Source organism: Pseudomonas sp. TH39(2020) (assembly GCF_016650715.1).
Classification (GTDB): Bacteria; Pseudomonadota; Gammaproteobacteria; order Pseudomonadales; family Pseudomonadaceae; genus Aquipseudomonas; species Aquipseudomonas mandelii_C.
The window spans coordinates 2,205,383-2,220,973 of sequence record NZ_JAEKFF010000006.1; the positions used below are offsets into that span (position 1 = coordinate 2,205,383).

The 15,591-nt window shown below is 57.5% G+C and carries 11 protein-coding genes and 1 pseudogene; 10 read left to right on the plus strand and 2 right to left on the minus strand.

From position 1 onward, the window contains the following. Window positions 1-348: 348 nt before the first annotated feature. On the minus strand, window positions 349-1,197 hold the full coding sequence (locus tag JFU47_RS17775; RefSeq protein WP_201184634.1) for a DUF4123 domain-containing protein: 849 nt from the start codon (window positions 1,195-1,197) through the stop codon (window positions 349-351). Then, a pseudogene (locus JFU47_RS17780) lies at window positions 1,194-3,229 on the minus strand (type VI secretion system Vgr family protein). The gene JFU47_RS17775 and the pseudogene JFU47_RS17780 overlap by 4 nt, the downstream one beginning before the upstream one ends. Before the next feature lie 675 nt (window positions 3,230-3,904). Between JFU47_RS17780 and tssA the strand changes: the two are divergent. From tssA to tssH, 10 genes are all read left to right on the plus strand, one after another. Continuing rightward, entirely contained in the window at window positions 3,905-5,461 is a 1,557-nt protein-coding gene (tssA, locus tag JFU47_RS17785; protein WP_201184636.1) for a type VI secretion system protein TssA, read from the plus strand. Between the two features lie 32 nt (window positions 5,462-5,493). Next, complete coding sequence (tssB, locus tag JFU47_RS17790) at window positions 5,494-6,009, plus strand: type VI secretion system contractile sheath small subunit (protein WP_129439931.1); 516 nt, start codon at window positions 5,494-5,496, stop codon at window positions 6,007-6,009. A 26-nt stretch (window positions 6,010-6,035) separates the two neighbouring features. Beyond that, window positions 6,036-7,511, plus strand: a complete 1,476-nt coding sequence (gene tssC / locus JFU47_RS17795; RefSeq protein ID WP_123367531.1) for a type VI secretion system contractile sheath large subunit — start codon at window positions 6,036-6,038, stop codon at window positions 7,509-7,511. 13 nt (window positions 7,512-7,524) lie between these two features. After that, window positions 7,525-7,932, plus strand: coding sequence for a type VI secretion system baseplate subunit TssE (gene tssE / locus JFU47_RS17800; protein WP_027926313.1), 408 nt, complete (start codon window positions 7,525-7,527; stop codon window positions 7,930-7,932). 10 nt (window positions 7,933-7,942) lie between these two features. Next, complete coding sequence (locus JFU47_RS17805) at window positions 7,943-8,467, plus strand: PAAR domain-containing protein (RefSeq protein ID WP_201184638.1); 525 nt, start codon at window positions 7,943-7,945, stop codon at window positions 8,465-8,467. A gap of 11 nt (window positions 8,468-8,478) precedes the next feature. Then, entirely contained in the window at window positions 8,479-9,471 is a 993-nt protein-coding gene (locus JFU47_RS17810) for a DUF6402 family protein (protein WP_201184640.1), read from the plus strand. Further along, window positions 9,468-9,854 (plus strand): hypothetical protein, encoded by a 387-nt coding sequence (locus JFU47_RS17815; RefSeq protein WP_140675604.1) that lies wholly within the window; start codon window positions 9,468-9,470, stop codon window positions 9,852-9,854. The genes JFU47_RS17810 and JFU47_RS17815 overlap by 4 nt, the downstream gene beginning before the upstream one ends. Before the next feature lie 303 nt (window positions 9,855-10,157). Beyond that, window positions 10,158-11,945 (plus strand): type VI secretion system baseplate subunit TssF, encoded by a 1,788-nt coding sequence (tssF, locus tag JFU47_RS17820; protein WP_201184642.1) that lies wholly within the window; start codon window positions 10,158-10,160, stop codon window positions 11,943-11,945. Next, window positions 11,909-12,916 carry a type VI secretion system baseplate subunit TssG gene (gene tssG / locus JFU47_RS17825; RefSeq protein ID WP_123367536.1) on the plus strand — a complete coding sequence of 336 codons (1,008 nt, stop codon included), beginning with the start codon at window positions 11,909-11,911 and terminating at the stop codon, window positions 12,914-12,916. Before tssF ends, tssG begins: the two co-directional genes overlap by 37 nt. Before the next feature lie 13 nt (window positions 12,917-12,929). After that, window positions 12,930-15,584 (plus strand): type VI secretion system ATPase TssH, encoded by a 2,655-nt coding sequence (gene tssH / locus JFU47_RS17830; protein ID WP_201184644.1) that lies wholly within the window; start codon window positions 12,930-12,932, stop codon window positions 15,582-15,584. The last annotated feature ends 7 nt before the right edge of the window (window positions 15,585-15,591 follow it).

Genomic DNA, 15,591 nt, shown 5'->3' on the forward strand with positions numbered 1-15,591 from the left:
CCTTTGTAGCTATGAACTAAAGGTCCTAGAAACATAAGAGGGCCGCACGCATAAAAATCAGAGTTGAATTTTTGGTCCTTGTACACCTTGCATACAGGCAGCATTAATGGGATTGGTAAAATTAGAGCCCATAGCGTAATCCCACACCACTCACGGGTTGTTTTGTCTCCGCTGCGCGTATAAGGATCAGGTGTTTTTAGGGTGTAACCAATGCAACCAGTTAAAGAGGTCGTAATCAAAATTACGATCATTCTGTTTGCTGCTAATTTAATTCTTTTCATATTGTCGTTTTGAAAGTTCGCATTGATTGGGTGATTTCGTATGTTTTTAAGGTACTGACGACGCGCTTTATAAGTGTGCATCTCCCTCCCAATACAACACTTGCTGATACACCCGCTCAAAATGCGCCGCTGAATCCTCTTCCGGCTTCGGTTGCCATGCCTTGGGAGGCAAGTACCCAGGCGCTTTCAAGCACTGAGTCAGCAAAAAATGCACCTGCTCCGGTTGTTGCCATCCCCATAAACGAGCCAATTGAATCAAGCCCCACAACCAGTCATCCACATCGCGCTCTGTGGCGAGGGCAACCAAGGCTTCGGTGTGCTCACGGATCAGGTAGCGGCGTGTGTTATCGAACTGCACGTTCGCGTAGACAATGTCCGGCGTCGGGGTTTTCAACCAGGCCGGATCAACCGGTAGCGGGTGTTCGCCGGGGTCAGGGTTGTCAGTGACCGTCCATTGCTCCGCGTGCCAGTAACAGACGCTGGCGATCGGCCCCAGATAATCGGTGTACTGCTCGGGTTGCAGATGGCTCAGGGCGCGCCCCAGTACGCGATTATCGTGGAAGCGATACAGCGCCTGATTCGGGCGATCACCGACTACCAGCCGGTCGCGCCAGTGAGTCGCCAAAGCATCAAGGTCCGTGAGGGCGGCACTGGCCAGCCAGCCCCAATGACGCTCCGGCGTGTCAAGCAGCGCCTGGATGACCGGATGTTTGACGGTACTCACCTGAAAAAGAACAGGTCCTGCTTGCGCCATTGAATTAGCCGCCGTCCCCACATACAGATTGCGGTACTGATCGGCGCCCAGTTCCCTGGTTAATGCATTGCGCTCGTCGAGCTGACCGTCCGAGTCGAGCACCAGATAAAGCTCCCGTGCGGACCGGGATTGATCGAACAGCCATTGTTCAAGGGTATTCATGCGACTTCTCCAATGCTGCATTGGCCAGCAAGACAGGCCTCGCAAAGCGGGCAGTAGTCCGCCGCCTGCTGTCGGGCGCTGGCGACGATGGACATTGGGTTGGCGATGACGGCATTGGCGGTGCGAGCCGGAGCTTGTAGAGCCTGTAGCGGCTGAATACCCGCCAGTGGCGCACCACCCTCGACGATGGGCACGCTGCTGAAGATCCCGCTCGCATTGATGACGATGTGGTGACCACCCGCCGTGAGCGTCAGGCTCATGCCTGCATCGATCACCACGTTACTGGCGGTGACATGCGCCTGTTGACCGGCGTGAATCACCAGCGAACCAGCGAACCAGCGGACGTCGTGCTGCTGTTGCCGCTGATAGTGATCAACTCATCACCACCGATCACCGTGCTTCGCATGCCTTGGGTGGTGTGCAATTCCTTGCCCTTGATCAGGCTGGTGCTGTGGTTGTCCACCTGCTCGAAGCGGTCGTTGTTGATCAGACTGTGGCTGTCGTGGAGGATCAATTGCTCGATGTCGCGTTGGGCGCGCAGGTAGATTTTTTCCCGCCCGGCGCGGTCTTCAATCGACAATTCGTTGTAGCCGCCAGTACGCGGCGAGCTTTGGCTACGCAGCACTGTTCTGGTTTTGTTCTCGGGCAATTGATGAGCGACATACGTGACCTTGTTGGCCACGCAACCGGTGATCAACGGTTGATCCGGGTCGCCCTCCTGAAAAGTCACGACCACTTCCATCCCGACGCGCGGGATGGTCACTGCTCCAAATCCTTCGCCCGCCCAACTGGAGGCAACCCGTAGCCAGCAGCTGCTTTTTTCGCTGTTGAGTTCTGCTCGGTCCCAAGGAAGTTCGACGCGAACCCTGCCGTACTCGTCGCAAAAAATCTCCTCTCCGGGCGGTCCTGTGACACGAGCGGTCTGGCAGACAAGCACAGGTTTTCGGGGGCGCTGAGGAGGGCGGTAGAGCACGTCTGATGGAATGGCGCTAAAACGGTTGCGGTAGCCTTGAGTGAAACCGTCAGCGGGTGTCTCGTCGCTGACGTACGCTTCTTCCAGAGATTGCGGTTCTTTCCCTTCGTGATGAAGGCTTACCAGCAACCATATGCCATTGCAGGTTTTTCGCGGGTGTTCGGTCAGGTCGAACAAGTAACCGCTGCGCAGCGTAGGCTGATTGCTTGCTCCCTCGACCAACTGATAGTCGCTACGGTGTCGCTCCAGCGCTTGGCGGACTAGCTGTTTGCCATGTTTATCAGTCTTCATCAGCAGCGGATAGCGGTAGTCTTCAAGCTCGGGGGTGAACTCGGCGGTGAAGCGACTTTCCAGCAATAGGCCAGGGCGTTTCAGGTCATAGTCGCGGCGTGTGACCGTGCTGGTGCGAGTGCTGAAACCCATGGCGAACCGGTTGACGGCCGGATGCTCCGCGACCATGCCGGTGTCTTGTCGATATGGGGTTGCGCCTAGCGTCGGGAAAAAGACCTGGTCGTCGGTGAACACCAGTAAATGACTTTCAGGCGAATGTTGGTGATGCCATGCAATACCGTCTTCGGCGCACAGGCGCTGGAGAAATTCGAAATCATTTTCCCCGTATTGAATGCAGTACTCGCGCTCGACGCTGGTGCTGACATGGAAGGTGAATACATCAGCCTGAATGCCATGCCTTTGGAGTACCTGGGTGATGATTTGCGGCACTGTCAGGTTTTGGAAAACCCGGTGATCGTGACTGAATTGCAGGTAGTGCAACGCAGGCACCAGAGACAGATGATAACGGGTCAGGCGCTTCCCCGATTCCCCGACAACCACGTTTTCGATGCGACCGTGAATGCCCTCGCCGTTAAGCCCGAATTGAAGAAATGCCGGTTGGCTGAGCAGACTCTCCAGATCAATATCCGGGTACTCGCTGACCAGATCGACTCGAATCGAGTACAAGGCGCTGATGCTTTCAGTGCCTTTAAAAGCCAGTACTTTAAAATCGTTGCGAACCGTAGGGATCACAAGGGTGAAGTGAGCAGCGTTAGCCGATGCAAGCATGCGCTTATCCTTTTGCTTCCGAGTAGCTCGTCCTTAAGCTAAGAGAGAGAAATCGCGCCGTTCAAACCATGCCTGGCCCGAGCAGGTCGCCAAAATGCCGTGCACGCTAACAAGGCATCCAAAGTATTGATGTAGGAGGGGTCTTGAAGCCCGGTATGAAATTTCCGCGATACCGGAAGTTCCATTTTGGAACTTTGTTTGAAATATAAAAATGCCATCACAATGATGGCACTTTTCTTATTGGTTGTTGTCGCTCGTCGTTTTATTCACTGATATCGGTAACATTTCGGAATGCTCCTACATTCATAATTTTGTATTTTTGGCATGCTTCGCGCCTGTCTCAGGGGCGAATCGGCAATGAATACGGCATTTATTAAGGTGGAGGGGCTGATGGCTCTATCTCAGTGGTTTCAGGCCATTAGGTCGAGCGATGAATTGTTAAGCGGATATCAGGGATCCCCCTGCTACATATAGGGACATCTCCTACGAGATAAAAATACACTTCGTCTTGTTGTTTAATCAGATGCTTGCTAGTGGCCATCATTGTGATTACGATGCGCGCACTTGAAAGAGCACGAACTCAATTGGATGAGACTCATCGCAGCTCTTTGATTCTGTCTCGCGTCGTTGGAACTCCAATGGACGTATGACTGTAATCCTAACTAAAGGCCAGGGATGTCCTACTCAAGCAAACTTTCCGCTCATTACCTCGAACTCGCAAAAGCCTCTGTTTCCAAAGAGAATTTCGCGGGCGAGGACGTTCGCTTTTCGAGCGAATATGAGGCGCTGGAAAGCGAGCTGGGCAAAGCCCAATCCATGCACGAAAGCGGTCAGATCGACTGGCTGAAAATCCGCGAAAACAGTGAAAACCTGCTGCGCACCCAGTCCAAGGACTTGCGGGTTGGCGCCTGGCTGACCTGGGCCCTGTACCAGCGCGAATCCTTCCAGGGGCTGCTGGCCGGCCTCGGACTTCTGCACCACCTGTGCGAGAACCACTGGGCCGAGGTTCATCCCAATAAGGCCCGCACCCGCTCCGCTGCCGTCAGTTGGTTGGTACCGCGTCTTGAGCAGGTGCTGACCGAAAACGTCGCGATCAAAGAGCAGTTGCCGATGTTCCGCCGTCTGGTGGAACATCTGGAAGGCCTCGATTCTGCCTGCACCGAACATCTGGGCGACGACGCCCCGTTGTTGCTGCCAATCTCGCGTCGTTTAAAAAACATGGTCCAGCGCGCCGCTGACAACCAGCCGGAGCCCGGTGTGGTCGGCGCCGCCGTGGCCCAGGTCAAACAAGCCGCCACGCAACTGTTCACCCCCGGCGCACCGATCGACAACGAAAAAGAAGCCCATAAAGCCCTGCGTGCCCAGCAGGAAAGCGCGCGGCCGTTGTGTGCCTGGTGGCTCAAGCAGAAAGCCACCGACCTGCGCGCCTTGCGCCTCAATCGCACACTGTTGTGGTTGCCCATCGACGCGGTGCCCGAGCGCAACGCCGAGCAGATCACCGTTCTGCGCGGTTTGCCCGCCGACAAGCTCAAGGCTTACCAGGACCGTTACGACCAGGCCAAATACGCCGATCTGCTGGTGGAACTGGAGGCGAGCCTGGCGAAGGCGCCGTTCTGGTTCGATGGCCAGCGAATGGTCTGGGAGTGCCTCCAGGGCCTGAACGCCGAGATGGCTATGCGCGAAGTGGAAATCCACTTCGCGCTTTTGATTCAGCGCCTGCCCGGCATCATCGAATTGCGCTTCCATGACGGCGCGCCGTTCGCTGATCCGGCCACTCGCGCCTGGGTCAGCGCCCACGTCATGCCACATCTGCAAAGCGCCAGCGCGCCGCGCAAGGTCGAAGTCGCCGACACCCAGCCAGCCTGGGAACTGGCCCTGGAAGAAGTCTTGCCGATCCTGCGCAAGGACGGCCTCAAGGCCGCCGTGCAGATCCTCAAGCAAGGCCTGCAAAGCGCCCAAGGCGGACGCGCCCGGTTCTTCTGGCAGTTCGCCCTCGCGCGGCTGTGCTTCATGGCCAAGAAATACGAACTGGCCAGGACCCAACTCGAAACCCTGGACCAAACATTACAGGACTCAGGCCTGAACGCCTGGGAGCCCGATCTTGCGCTGGAAGTGCTGCATTTACTGCATAGCTGCTGCGAGTTGTTGCCGCAGAACCATGCCGTACGTGAACGCAAGGAAGAGATTTATCGCAGGCTGTGCCACCTCGATCTCGAAGTGGTACTCGAATAGGCCCCCGGGCCACAACCGCAAGGAGAATAGCCATGGCCAAAGAAGGCTCGGTAGCCCCCAAGGAACGCATCAACGTCACTTTCAAACCTGCCACCGGTGGTGCTCAGGAAGAGATTGAACTGCCGTTGAAACTACTGGCAATCGGTGACTACACCCACCGCAAGGACGAACGTAAAGTCGAAGATCGCAAGCCGATCAGCATCGACAAGATGACCTTCGACGAAGTGCTGGCCAAGCAAGAGCTGACCCTGACGTTGAACGTGCCGAACCGTCTTCAGGAAGAGGGCAGCACTGAAGAGCTGGGCGTGCAGCTGCGCGTCAACTCGATGAAGGACTTCAACCCGGCCAGCCTGGTTGAGCAAGTGCCTGAGCTGAAAAAACTGATGGAACTGCGCGACGCGCTGGTGGCCCTCAAAGGCCCGCTGGGTAACGCGCCTGCGTTCCGCAAAGCCATCGAAGGCGTTCTCGCCGACGACGAATCCCGCGGTCGCGTACTGGGTGAGCTGGGCTTGAACGCCGCCGCCCAGGACGCCCCCCAGAACGTCTGAGCCCCCATCAGTCAAGGAAGCCAACAATGAGCACTAGCGCAGCACAGCAAAAGAGCAAAGAGAACGGCGAATACAGCATTCTCGACAGCATCATCGCCGAAACCCGCCTGACGCCGGACGACGAAGCCTACGACATCGCCAAACGCGGTGTGTCGGCCTTCATCGAAGAGCTGCTCAAGCCGCAGAACAACGGTGAGCCAGTCAAGAAGGCCATGGTTGACCGCATGATCGCCGAGATCGATGCCAAGCTCAGCCGCCAGATGGACGAAATCCTGCACCACCCGTCTTTCCAGTCCCTGGAATCGTCGTGGCGTGGCCTGCAGTTGCTGGTCGACCGCACCAACTTCCGCGAAAACATCAAGATCGAAATCCTCAACGTCTCCAAAGACGACCTGCTGGACGACTTCGAAGATTCGCCGGAAGTGATGCAATCGGGCCTGTACAAGCACATCTACACCGCTGAATACGGTCAGTTCGGTGGTCAGCCGGTTGGCGCGATCATCGCCAACTACTTCATGTCCCCAAGCTCGCCGGACGTGAAACTGATGCAGTACGTGTCCAGCGTTGCCTGCATGTCCCACGCGCCGTTCATTGCGGCTGCCGGCCCGAAATTCTTCGGCCTGGAAAGCTTCACCGGTTTGCCGGACCTGAAGGATCTGAAAGATCACTTCGAAGGCCCGCAATTCGCCAAATGGCAGAGCTTCCGCCAGTCGGAAGACTCCCGTTACGTTGGCCTGACCGTGCCGCGCTTCCTGCTGCGTAACCCGTACGACCCGGAAGAAAACCCGGTCAAATCGTTCGTGTACAAAGAAACCGTCGCCAACAGCCACGAGCACTACCTGTGGGGCAACACGGCCTACGCGTTCGGCACCAAGCTGACCGACAGCTTCGCCAAATTCCGCTGGTGCCCGAACATTATCGGCCCGCAGAGCGGTGGCGCGGTTGAAGACCTGCCGTTGCACCACTTCGAAAGCATGGGCGAAATCGAAACCAAGATTCCTACCGAGGTTCTGGTTAGCGACCGTCGTGAATACGAACTGGCCGAGGAAGGCTTCATCTCCCTGACCATGCGCAAAGGCTCCGACAACGCGGCGTTCTTCTCCGCCAGCTCGGTGCAGAAGCCGAAGTTCTTCGGCATCAGCGCAGAAGGCAAGGCAGCAGAGCTGAACTACAAGCTCGGCACCCAACTGCCGTACATGATGATCGTCAACCGCCTGGCTCACTACTTGAAAGTGCTGCAGCGCGAGCAACTCGGTTCGTGGAAAGAACGTACCGACCTCGAGCTGGAACTCAACAAGTGGATCCGCCAGTACGTGGCCGACCAGGAAAACCCAAGCGCCGAAGTGCGTGGCCGTCGTCCACTGCGCGCTGCACAGATCATCGTCAGCGATGTCGAAGGCGAGCCTGGCTGGTACCGCGTCAGCCTGAACGTGCGCCCGCACTTCAAGTACATGGGTGCCGATTTCACCCTGTCGCTGGTTGGCAAGCTGGACAAAGAGTAAGCGGAGCTAACTCATGACTGGATACGGCAGCCTTTTCGAACGCCTGGGTGGCGACGCGGACAAACGCGTCGGCTGGAGCCGCGAGGTCTCCGCCATGGCGTCCGTGGCTGCCCATCTGGCCAAGATGCTCAGCACCCGTGCGGGCAGTGTGCAAACGCTGTCCGATTACGGGCTACCCGATCTCAATGACATGCGTCTGAGCCTGCACGACTCCCTGAGTCAGGCCCGTCTGGCCATCGAAAATTTCATCGAAGCCTACGAGCCACGCCTGAGCAATGTGCATGTCATCTCCCTGCCGCGTGACCACGATCAGCTTCGCCTGTCCTTCAGCATCGAAGGCTTGCTGGAAGTTGATGGTTTCAAGCGTCAGGTCAGTTTCGCCGCGCGCCTGGATGGCAGCGGTCAAGTGAAGGTCAACTAAGGAGATTCGTATGTCCGGCAAACCCGCAGCACGTGTCACCGACCCTACCGCTTGCCCGCTCCCCGGCCACGGCACCAACCCGATCGCCGCCGGTTCCGGCAACGTCTTCTTCGACGGCCTCGCGGCCGCCCGCCAAGGCGATGCCTCGGCGTGTGGTGGTGCGATGTCGGGCGGGTTGGCGACGACGGTTTTGATTAATGGAAAACCGGCTGCGACGGTTGATTCGGTTGGGACACATGGCAACAAGGTTACGGCCGGGTCCGGGACGGTGATTATCGGGAATTCGCATTCGCCGGTGCCGTTTGTGGCGCCGTTGCCGGTGGAGATTCAGTGGCCGTTCAGCCAGCACTTTGTGGTGCGTAATCCGAAAACCGGAGCGCCGGTTGCTGACCGCGCATACACCTTGCGTACGGCATCAGGCAAAGAGTTCAAAGGCGTTACGGATGCACAGGGTAAAACAGCCTCGATAGCGTCCCATTTGGCTGAAAGCGTCACGCTCACTTTCGAACCACAGTCTTCTATCGTGATTGCATAAGGGACCATCACATGTCTGCACCCGCACCTATAACGGCCCAGCTCACTCCTTCTTCTGACAAGAAGCCAGTGGAGGCGACTGTGGAAGATTTCCAGGTCACGGATATTCCAGGTGTGATGACGAAGATGGGCTGGAAGGAGAGCGCCCGAATCATGCAGCGGTGGCTAGATGGTGCACCATTTGTGATGTCTTCAAGCGAAAAACTGGGGCGTCTGGCGGTTGACAAGATTGCCCAGGAGAAGCTGTTCGATGATCTGAATTTTGATTGGCTCACCACTGCTTCGCCCCACACGGGCGAAGTGATCAAAGAGCTGATCGGTAAAGTGACAAATCCCAGCCAATACAATGAACTTATCGGTCGTCAAAAAGGTTTGACGCAACTGGCGCCAGGTCTTTTGCAGTTTATGACGTGTATGAGGTCACTGGGAGTGCTCGATGAGGCAAATCAGGATCTTGTAAAAGGCACTTATGACTACAGCGCTTTAAGCGCAAGGGCATTGGAAAGCGTTACACAATATAACTTCAGACCTATCGGGACATCGACATCGGAAAAAAAGAACAATCCTTTAGATGACGTGTACGGAACGTTGGGAGGGTTTGTCGTTAAGTTTGCAGTTACGAAGTTTAGCACCACGCCTAAGACCAAAAAAATGGCGGCCACACTGCACATTGAAGAGATTGGATGTTACATACGTGACACGTATGAGTTTTTGAACGAAGGCGGTGATGACCAGTTGCTTGGTTACTGGAACCATGATGGTGTGGTGAAGCCTAGCGTCTACGCATACTTTACTGCGCCGAAAACTTACGAGGTTGACGGGAAAGTTTATTTCAAGGTTACCAACGATAGTTATAACCAATATCGTCAGAAATATGGCAAGGGCGGTGATTTGTTCGTGTACTCAACTGTTAAAAAAGTACCTGTGTCTATTCACCATCGTTTTACTGCTGACGATTTTTCTGAGTTTTCGCAAAGATCTGTTAAGCCTAAGGTAGCGCCATGAGAACTGCTATTGGAAAGCGAGTATTCATTCTCTTGATGGTTGTGGCGCTACCGCTATTGGTCCTTCTTGGGTTGAAAGTGCAGAGCTCATGGACTGCAAAACCCTTGCGCACGGATTGGAATGATTCGGGCGAGTGTTATATCGCCACATATGCACCTGATTACAAAGTCCTGGGTGTCGTCGCTGGGCGTATCTTTAAATATTTCAGTAGTCCATATTTTTATCGTGTTTATACGAAGAATGATGAATTGTTGGAAACGTCTGAGTGGAATCTCTGGATGAGAGAAGGAAATGCCGGCGTTGCTCCAGAGTTTCGTGGTGAAATGATTGTGTACCCAGGCTCCGAAGGCTGGGAAAGTTGGATAATTCCAGAATGCCGCTGATATCCGGTTCTAAAATAAGATGGAAAACCCCGAGCGTGATGGGGTTTTCTTTTTATCGTTTTGTAGAAGCGTTATTGAAATTTTTTAAATATAAAAGCTCGCACAATGGATTTTCATTCTTGGCTTCCTCAGTTGTAGGTGCTGTTGTTCTTTACAGCTTTAATCACTGGGTGTTCAGTGAAACTTACTAATGATCCGTCGCGGAGCATTCAAAAAAATGAATGCTGCCCTAGTCCAATTTTTTTCAGGGTAGCGCTCTACAGGACAGTTTTTTCATGAGTTCCACTACCAGGAAGGTACCCCGTGTCCTTTAACCACTACTACCAAAGCGAACTCACCGCACTGCGCCAGTTAGGCCGCCGTTTCGCCGAGCGTAGTCCAGCGTTGGCGCCTTTCCTCGGCCAGGCCGGGCGGGATCCGGACGTGGAGCGGTTGCTGGAAGGTTTTGCATTCCTGACCGGTCGCCTGCGCCAGAAGCTCGATGACGAACTGCCGGAACTCAGCCACTCGTTGATGCACCTGCTGTGGCCCAACTATATGCGGCCGCTGCCGGCATTCAGCATTTTGCAGTTCGACCCGTTGAAGCGTTCGGGTCCTGCGTTGATGGTCGAGCGCGACACTCCAATTGAGAGCGTGCCGATCGATGACGTGCGTTGCCGTTTCCGCACGTGCTACCCGACCGAAGTCTTGCCGCTGGATCTGGCCGCGTTGAATTACTCAGTGAAGGGCGACGGTTCGCTGTTGAGCCTGCGTCTGGAGATGAGCGCTGACGGCCACCTCGGTGAATTGGAGCTGAGCCGTCTGCGTCTGCACTTCGCCGGTGAGCGCTACATCAGCCAGATGCTTTACCTGAGTCTGTTGCGCAACCTGGAAGGCATCGAGCTGATCCCGCTGGACGGCGCCGGCAAGCCAATCAATGGCGTCAACGGCACGCCAATGGCATTCAAGATGCCCGGCGACCGCGTGCAGCCGGTGGGTTTTGCCGAAGAAGAGGCGTTGATCCCGTATCCGTTGAACACCTTCCGTGGCTACCGCTACCTGCAGGAATATTTCGCCTTTCAGGACAAATTCCTGTTCGTCGACATCAACGGTCTGGACCTGCTCAAAGCCCTGCCGGAAGACACGCTCAAGCAGATGCGCGGCCTGGAATTGCGCTTCGATATTCGCAAGAGCGGCATCCAGCGCCTGCGTCCGACGCTGGACAACGTGAAGCTCTACTGCACGCCCATCGTCAACCTGTTCAAGCACGATGCCTTGCCAATCCGCCTCGACGGCAAGCAGGACGAATACCTGCTGCTGCCAGCCGAATACGACCTGCAGAACTGCGGTGTGTTTTCGGTGGAAACCGTTACCGGCTGGAAGCCCGGCGGCCTCGGTTATCAGGAGTACGTGCCGTTCGAATCGTTCGAGCACGACCCGAGTTTCGACGTGCCCAACAGCCGTCCGCACTACAGCATTCGCCAGCGTTCGTCCTCGTTGCACGACGGCCTCGACACCTACCTGAGCTTCGGCATCCGTCACACCGAAGCCCACGAAACCCTGTCGATCGAGCTGATGTGCACCAACCAGAACCTGCCGCGCAAGCTCAAGCTCGGCGACATCTGCGTGGCCTGCGAGGAGACGCCGGAGTTCCTCAGTTTCCGCAACATCACCCCGGCCACGCCCAGTTATGCGCCGCCGCTGAACCGTGACTTCCTCTGGAAGCTGATCAGCAACATGTCGCTTAACTATCTGTCGCTGGCCGACGTCAATGCGTTGAAGGTGATTCTCGAAACCTACGACCTGCCGCGCTACTACGACCAACACGCTGAAAAAGTCAGCAAGCGCCTGCTGGGCGGGCTCAAGTCGATCAAACACCAACACGTCGATCGCTTGCACCGAGGGTTGCCGGTACGCGGGTTGCGCACCGAGCTGACCATCGACCCGGAAGGGTATATCGGCGAGGGCGATCTGTTCGTTTTCGCTTCGGTTCTTAATGAGTTTTTCGCGCTTTACGCCAGTCTCAATTCGTACCACGAGCTGCGGGTAAAAAGCACACAGGGAGAGGTGTACCAATGGACACCACGTATGGGCCTTCAGCCGCTGCTTTAAGCGGACTGACCCGAGGAATACGCGAGTACTCGCTGTTTCAGGCCGTGCTGCTGGTAGTTGACCGGCTGCGCGAGGCCCACCCGCACCTGAGCCAGGACGATTTGTACGATCAGCTGGAATTCCAGGCCAACCCGAGCCTGGGTTTTCCCGGCAGTGACGTTGATCGCGTGGAGTTTTTCACCGAGCACGGCCACCTGCGCGCGCGTCTGCGTTTCAACCTGATTGGCCTGGTCGGTTCCGGTTCGCCGTTGCCGGCGTTCTACGGCGAACAGGCCCTGGGCGACAGCGAAGACGGCAACCCGACCCGCAACTTCCTCGATCTTTTTCACCATCGCCTGCAACGGCTGATGCTGCCGATCTGGCAGAAGTACCGCTACCGCGCGAGCTTCCGGAGCGGCGCCCTCGACCCGTTTTCCTCGCAGTTGTTTGCGCTGATTGGCCTCGGTGGCGAAGAGATCCGCCGGGCCCAGGAACTGAACTGGAAACGCCTGCTGCCGTACCTCGGCTTGCTCAGCTTGCGGGCGCACTCGGCGGCGCTGATCGAGGCGGTGCTGCGTTACTACTTCAAACACGCTGAACTGACCATCGAGCAGTGCATCGAGCGTCGCGTGGAAATCCTCGACGAGCAGCGTAATCGCCTCGGTCGCGCCAACAGCCTGCTCGGCGAAGACCTGGTACTGGGCGAACACGTGCGCGACCGCAGCGGCAAATTCCGCATCCATATCCGCGAGCTCGACTGGCAACGCTTTCACGAGTTCCTGCCCATCGGTTTTGGCTACCAGCCGTTGTGCGCGCTGGTGCGGTTCACCCTGCGTGACCCGCTCGATTACGACATTCGCCTGGTCCTGCGCCAGGAAGAAATCCGCGAACTGCGCATCGGTGAGCAGAACGCCTGTCGCCTGGGATGGACCAGTTGGCTGGGCCGCGAAAAAGCGGACGGCGTGGTGACCCTCGGCAGCAAAATTCATTAAGGACGTGAGACCTATGATCAACGTAGACCTGCAACAACTTATCCAGGCGCTGGACGCCGAAACCCGTCGTGACCTGGAAAGTTCGGCCGAACGTTGCGTCGCCCGTGGCGGCAGCAAAATCCTCGTCGAAGACTTGCTGCTGGGCTTGCTGGAGCGCCCGCAAGGCTTGCTCGCACGCGCGCTGCAAGACGCCGAAGTGGATGCCGGTGAGCTGAGCGCCGCGTTGCAATCGCGGGTCGAGCACAGCGCTTCGCGCAACCCGGTGTTCGCCCCGGAACTGGTGCAGTGGCTGCAAGATGCGTTGCTGGTGGCCAACCTTGAATTGGGCCAAAGCCAGGTCGAGCAAGCCGCGTTGATCCTCGCGTTGTTGCGCAACCCGATGCGCTACGCCGGCAGCCGCTACCAGTCGTTGCTGGCCAAACTGAACATCGAGCGCCTGAAAGAATTCGCCCTGTCGCAGAAAGAACAACCGGCGACGGGCAAACCCGCTGTGCCCGGCGAATCGCTGCTGCAGCGCTTCACCCACAACCTGACCCAACAAGCCCGCGACGGCAAACTCGACCCGGTGTTGTGCCGCGATGGCGCGATCCGTCAGATGGTCGACATCCTCGCCCGTCGCCGCAAGAACAACCCGATTGTGGTCGGTGAAGCCGGTGTCGGTAAAACCGCCATCGTTGAAGGTCTGGCCTCGCGCATCGCGGCGGGTGAAGTGCCGCAAGTCTTGAAAGGCGTTGAGTTGCTGTCGCTGGACATGGGCCTGTTGCAGGCGGGCGCCAGCGTCAAAGGTGAATTCGAACGTCGCCTCAAAGGCGTGATCGACGAAGTCAAAGCCTCGCCGAAACCAATCATCCTGTTCATCGACGAAGCTCACACACTGATCGGCGCGGGCGGCAATGCCGGCGGTTCCGACGCGGCCAACCTGCTCAAGCCAGCCCTGGCCCGTGGCGAGTTGCGCACCATCGCCGCCACCACCTGGGCGGAATACAAAAAATACTTCGAAAAAGACCCGGCCCTGGCCCGTCGTTTCCAACCGGTGCAACTGCACGAACCGACCGTCAGCGAAGCGGTGACCATCCTTCGTGGTCTGGCGCAGGTCTACGAGAAGAGCCACGGCATCTACCTGCGCGATGACGCGGTGGTTGCAGCGGCCGAGTTGTCTGCTCGCTACCTCGCGGGCCGTCAGCTGCCGGACAAAGCCGTCGATGTGCTCGACACCGCGTGCGCTCGCGTGCGCATCAGCCTCGCCGCCGCACCGGAAAGCCTTGAACGCCTGCGTGGTGAACTGGCTGAAGGTGGTCGTCAGCGTCAGGCCCTGCGCCGTGATGCCGAGGCCGGTCTGCTGATCGATCACGAAGCGCTGGACGCTTTGGAAGATCGCCTGGCCGAAGCTGAAGACGAAATGGTCGTGCTGGAAACCCTCTGGACCGAGCAGAAAGAACTGGCAGAGCGTCTGCTGGACCTGCGTCAGCAACTGGCCAAGGCCCGCGAAGCTGCCGCCGTCGAGCCCACTGTCACGGTTGAGGAAGACGCCGAAGGCACCGTGATCGAAACGCTCGAAGCCCCTGTGGACGAAGCGCAAAGCGTCGCATCCCTGGAAGTCGCGCTGAACGAAACCCACCGCGCCCTGACCGAACTTCAGATCAAAGAACGTCTGGTGAGTTTTGAAGTCTGCCCGCGTCTGGTCGCCGAAGTGATCAGCGCCTGGACCGGTGTGCCATTGGCCCAACTGGCCCGTGAGCACAACGCCAAGGTCGCGAGCTTCGCCACCGATTTGCGCACCCGCATCCGTGGTCAGGAACAAGCCGTTCACGCACTGGACCGCTCGATGCGCGCCACCGCTGCCGGCCTGAACAAACCTGATGCGCCGGTCGGCGTGTTCCTGCTGGTAGGCCCGAGCGGCGTCGGCAAAACCGAAACCGCGCTGGCCCTGGCGGATTTGCTGTACGGCGGTGATCGTTTCATCACCACCATCAACATGTCCGAGTTCCAGGAGAAGCACACCGTCTCGCGCCTGATCGGCGCGCCACCGGGCTACGTCGGTTATGGCGAGGGCGGCATGCTCACCGAAGCCGTGCGCCAGAAACCGTATTCGGTGGTGCTGCTCGATGAAGTCGAGAAAGCCGACCCGGATGTGCTCAACCTGTTCTACCAAATCTTCGATAAAGGCGTGGCCAACGACGGCGAAGGGCGCGAGATCGACTTCCGCAACACGCTGATCCTGATGACTTCGAACCTGGGCAGCGACCGCATCGCCGAGCTCTGTGAAAACGGCGCGCGGCCGTCGGCCGAAGTCCTTGAAGAAACCATCCGCCCGGTGCTGAGCAAACACTTCAAACCGGCGCTGCTGGCGCGCATGCGCGTGGTGCCTTACTACCCGGTGGGCGGCCCGGTGCTGCGCGAGCTGATCGAAATCAAACTCGGTCGTTTGGGCGAGCGCCTGAACCGTCGTCAGTTGGATTTCACTTTCTCGCAAGACCTCGTCGATCACTTGGCCGAACGCTGCACCCAGAGCGACAGTGGCGCGCGCCTGATCGACCATTTGCTCGACCTGCACGTGCTGCCGCTGGTGGCAGACCGCTTGCTCGATGCGATGGCCACGGGCGAAAGCCTCAAGCGTGTCCACGCGACGCTCGACGGCAACGCCAGCGTGACCTGCGAGTTCGCCTGAGGTGGGT

Bases quoted from the DNA above. Each gene is read 5' to 3' on its own strand.
- tssH (WP_201184644.1), top strand. From the start codon at position 12,930: ATGATCAACGTAGACCTGCAACAACTTATCCAGGCGCTGGACGCCGAA.
- JFU47_RS17810 (WP_201184640.1), top strand. From the start codon at position 8,479: ATGTCTGCACCCGCACCTATAACGGCCCAGCTCACTCCTTCTTCTGAC.
- tssA (WP_201184636.1), top strand. From the start codon at position 3,905: ATGTCCTACTCAAGCAAACTTTCCGCTCATTACCTCGAACTCGCAAAA.
- JFU47_RS17815 (WP_140675604.1), top strand. From the start codon at position 9,468: ATGAGAACTGCTATTGGAAAGCGAGTATTCATTCTCTTGATGGTTGTG.
- JFU47_RS17775 (WP_201184634.1), bottom strand. From the start codon at position 1,197: ATGAATACCCTTGAACAATGGCTGTTCGATCAATCCCGGTCCGCACGG.
- tssG (WP_123367536.1), top strand. From the start codon at position 11,909: ATGGACACCACGTATGGGCCTTCAGCCGCTGCTTTAAGCGGACTGACC.
- tssC (WP_123367531.1), top strand. From the start codon at position 6,036: ATGAGCACTAGCGCAGCACAGCAAAAGAGCAAAGAGAACGGCGAATAC.
- tssE (WP_027926313.1), top strand. From the start codon at position 7,525: ATGACTGGATACGGCAGCCTTTTCGAACGCCTGGGTGGCGACGCGGAC.
- JFU47_RS17805 (WP_201184638.1), top strand. From the start codon at position 7,943: ATGTCCGGCAAACCCGCAGCACGTGTCACCGACCCTACCGCTTGCCCG.
- tssB (WP_129439931.1), top strand. From the start codon at position 5,494: ATGGCCAAAGAAGGCTCGGTAGCCCCCAAGGAACGCATCAACGTCACT.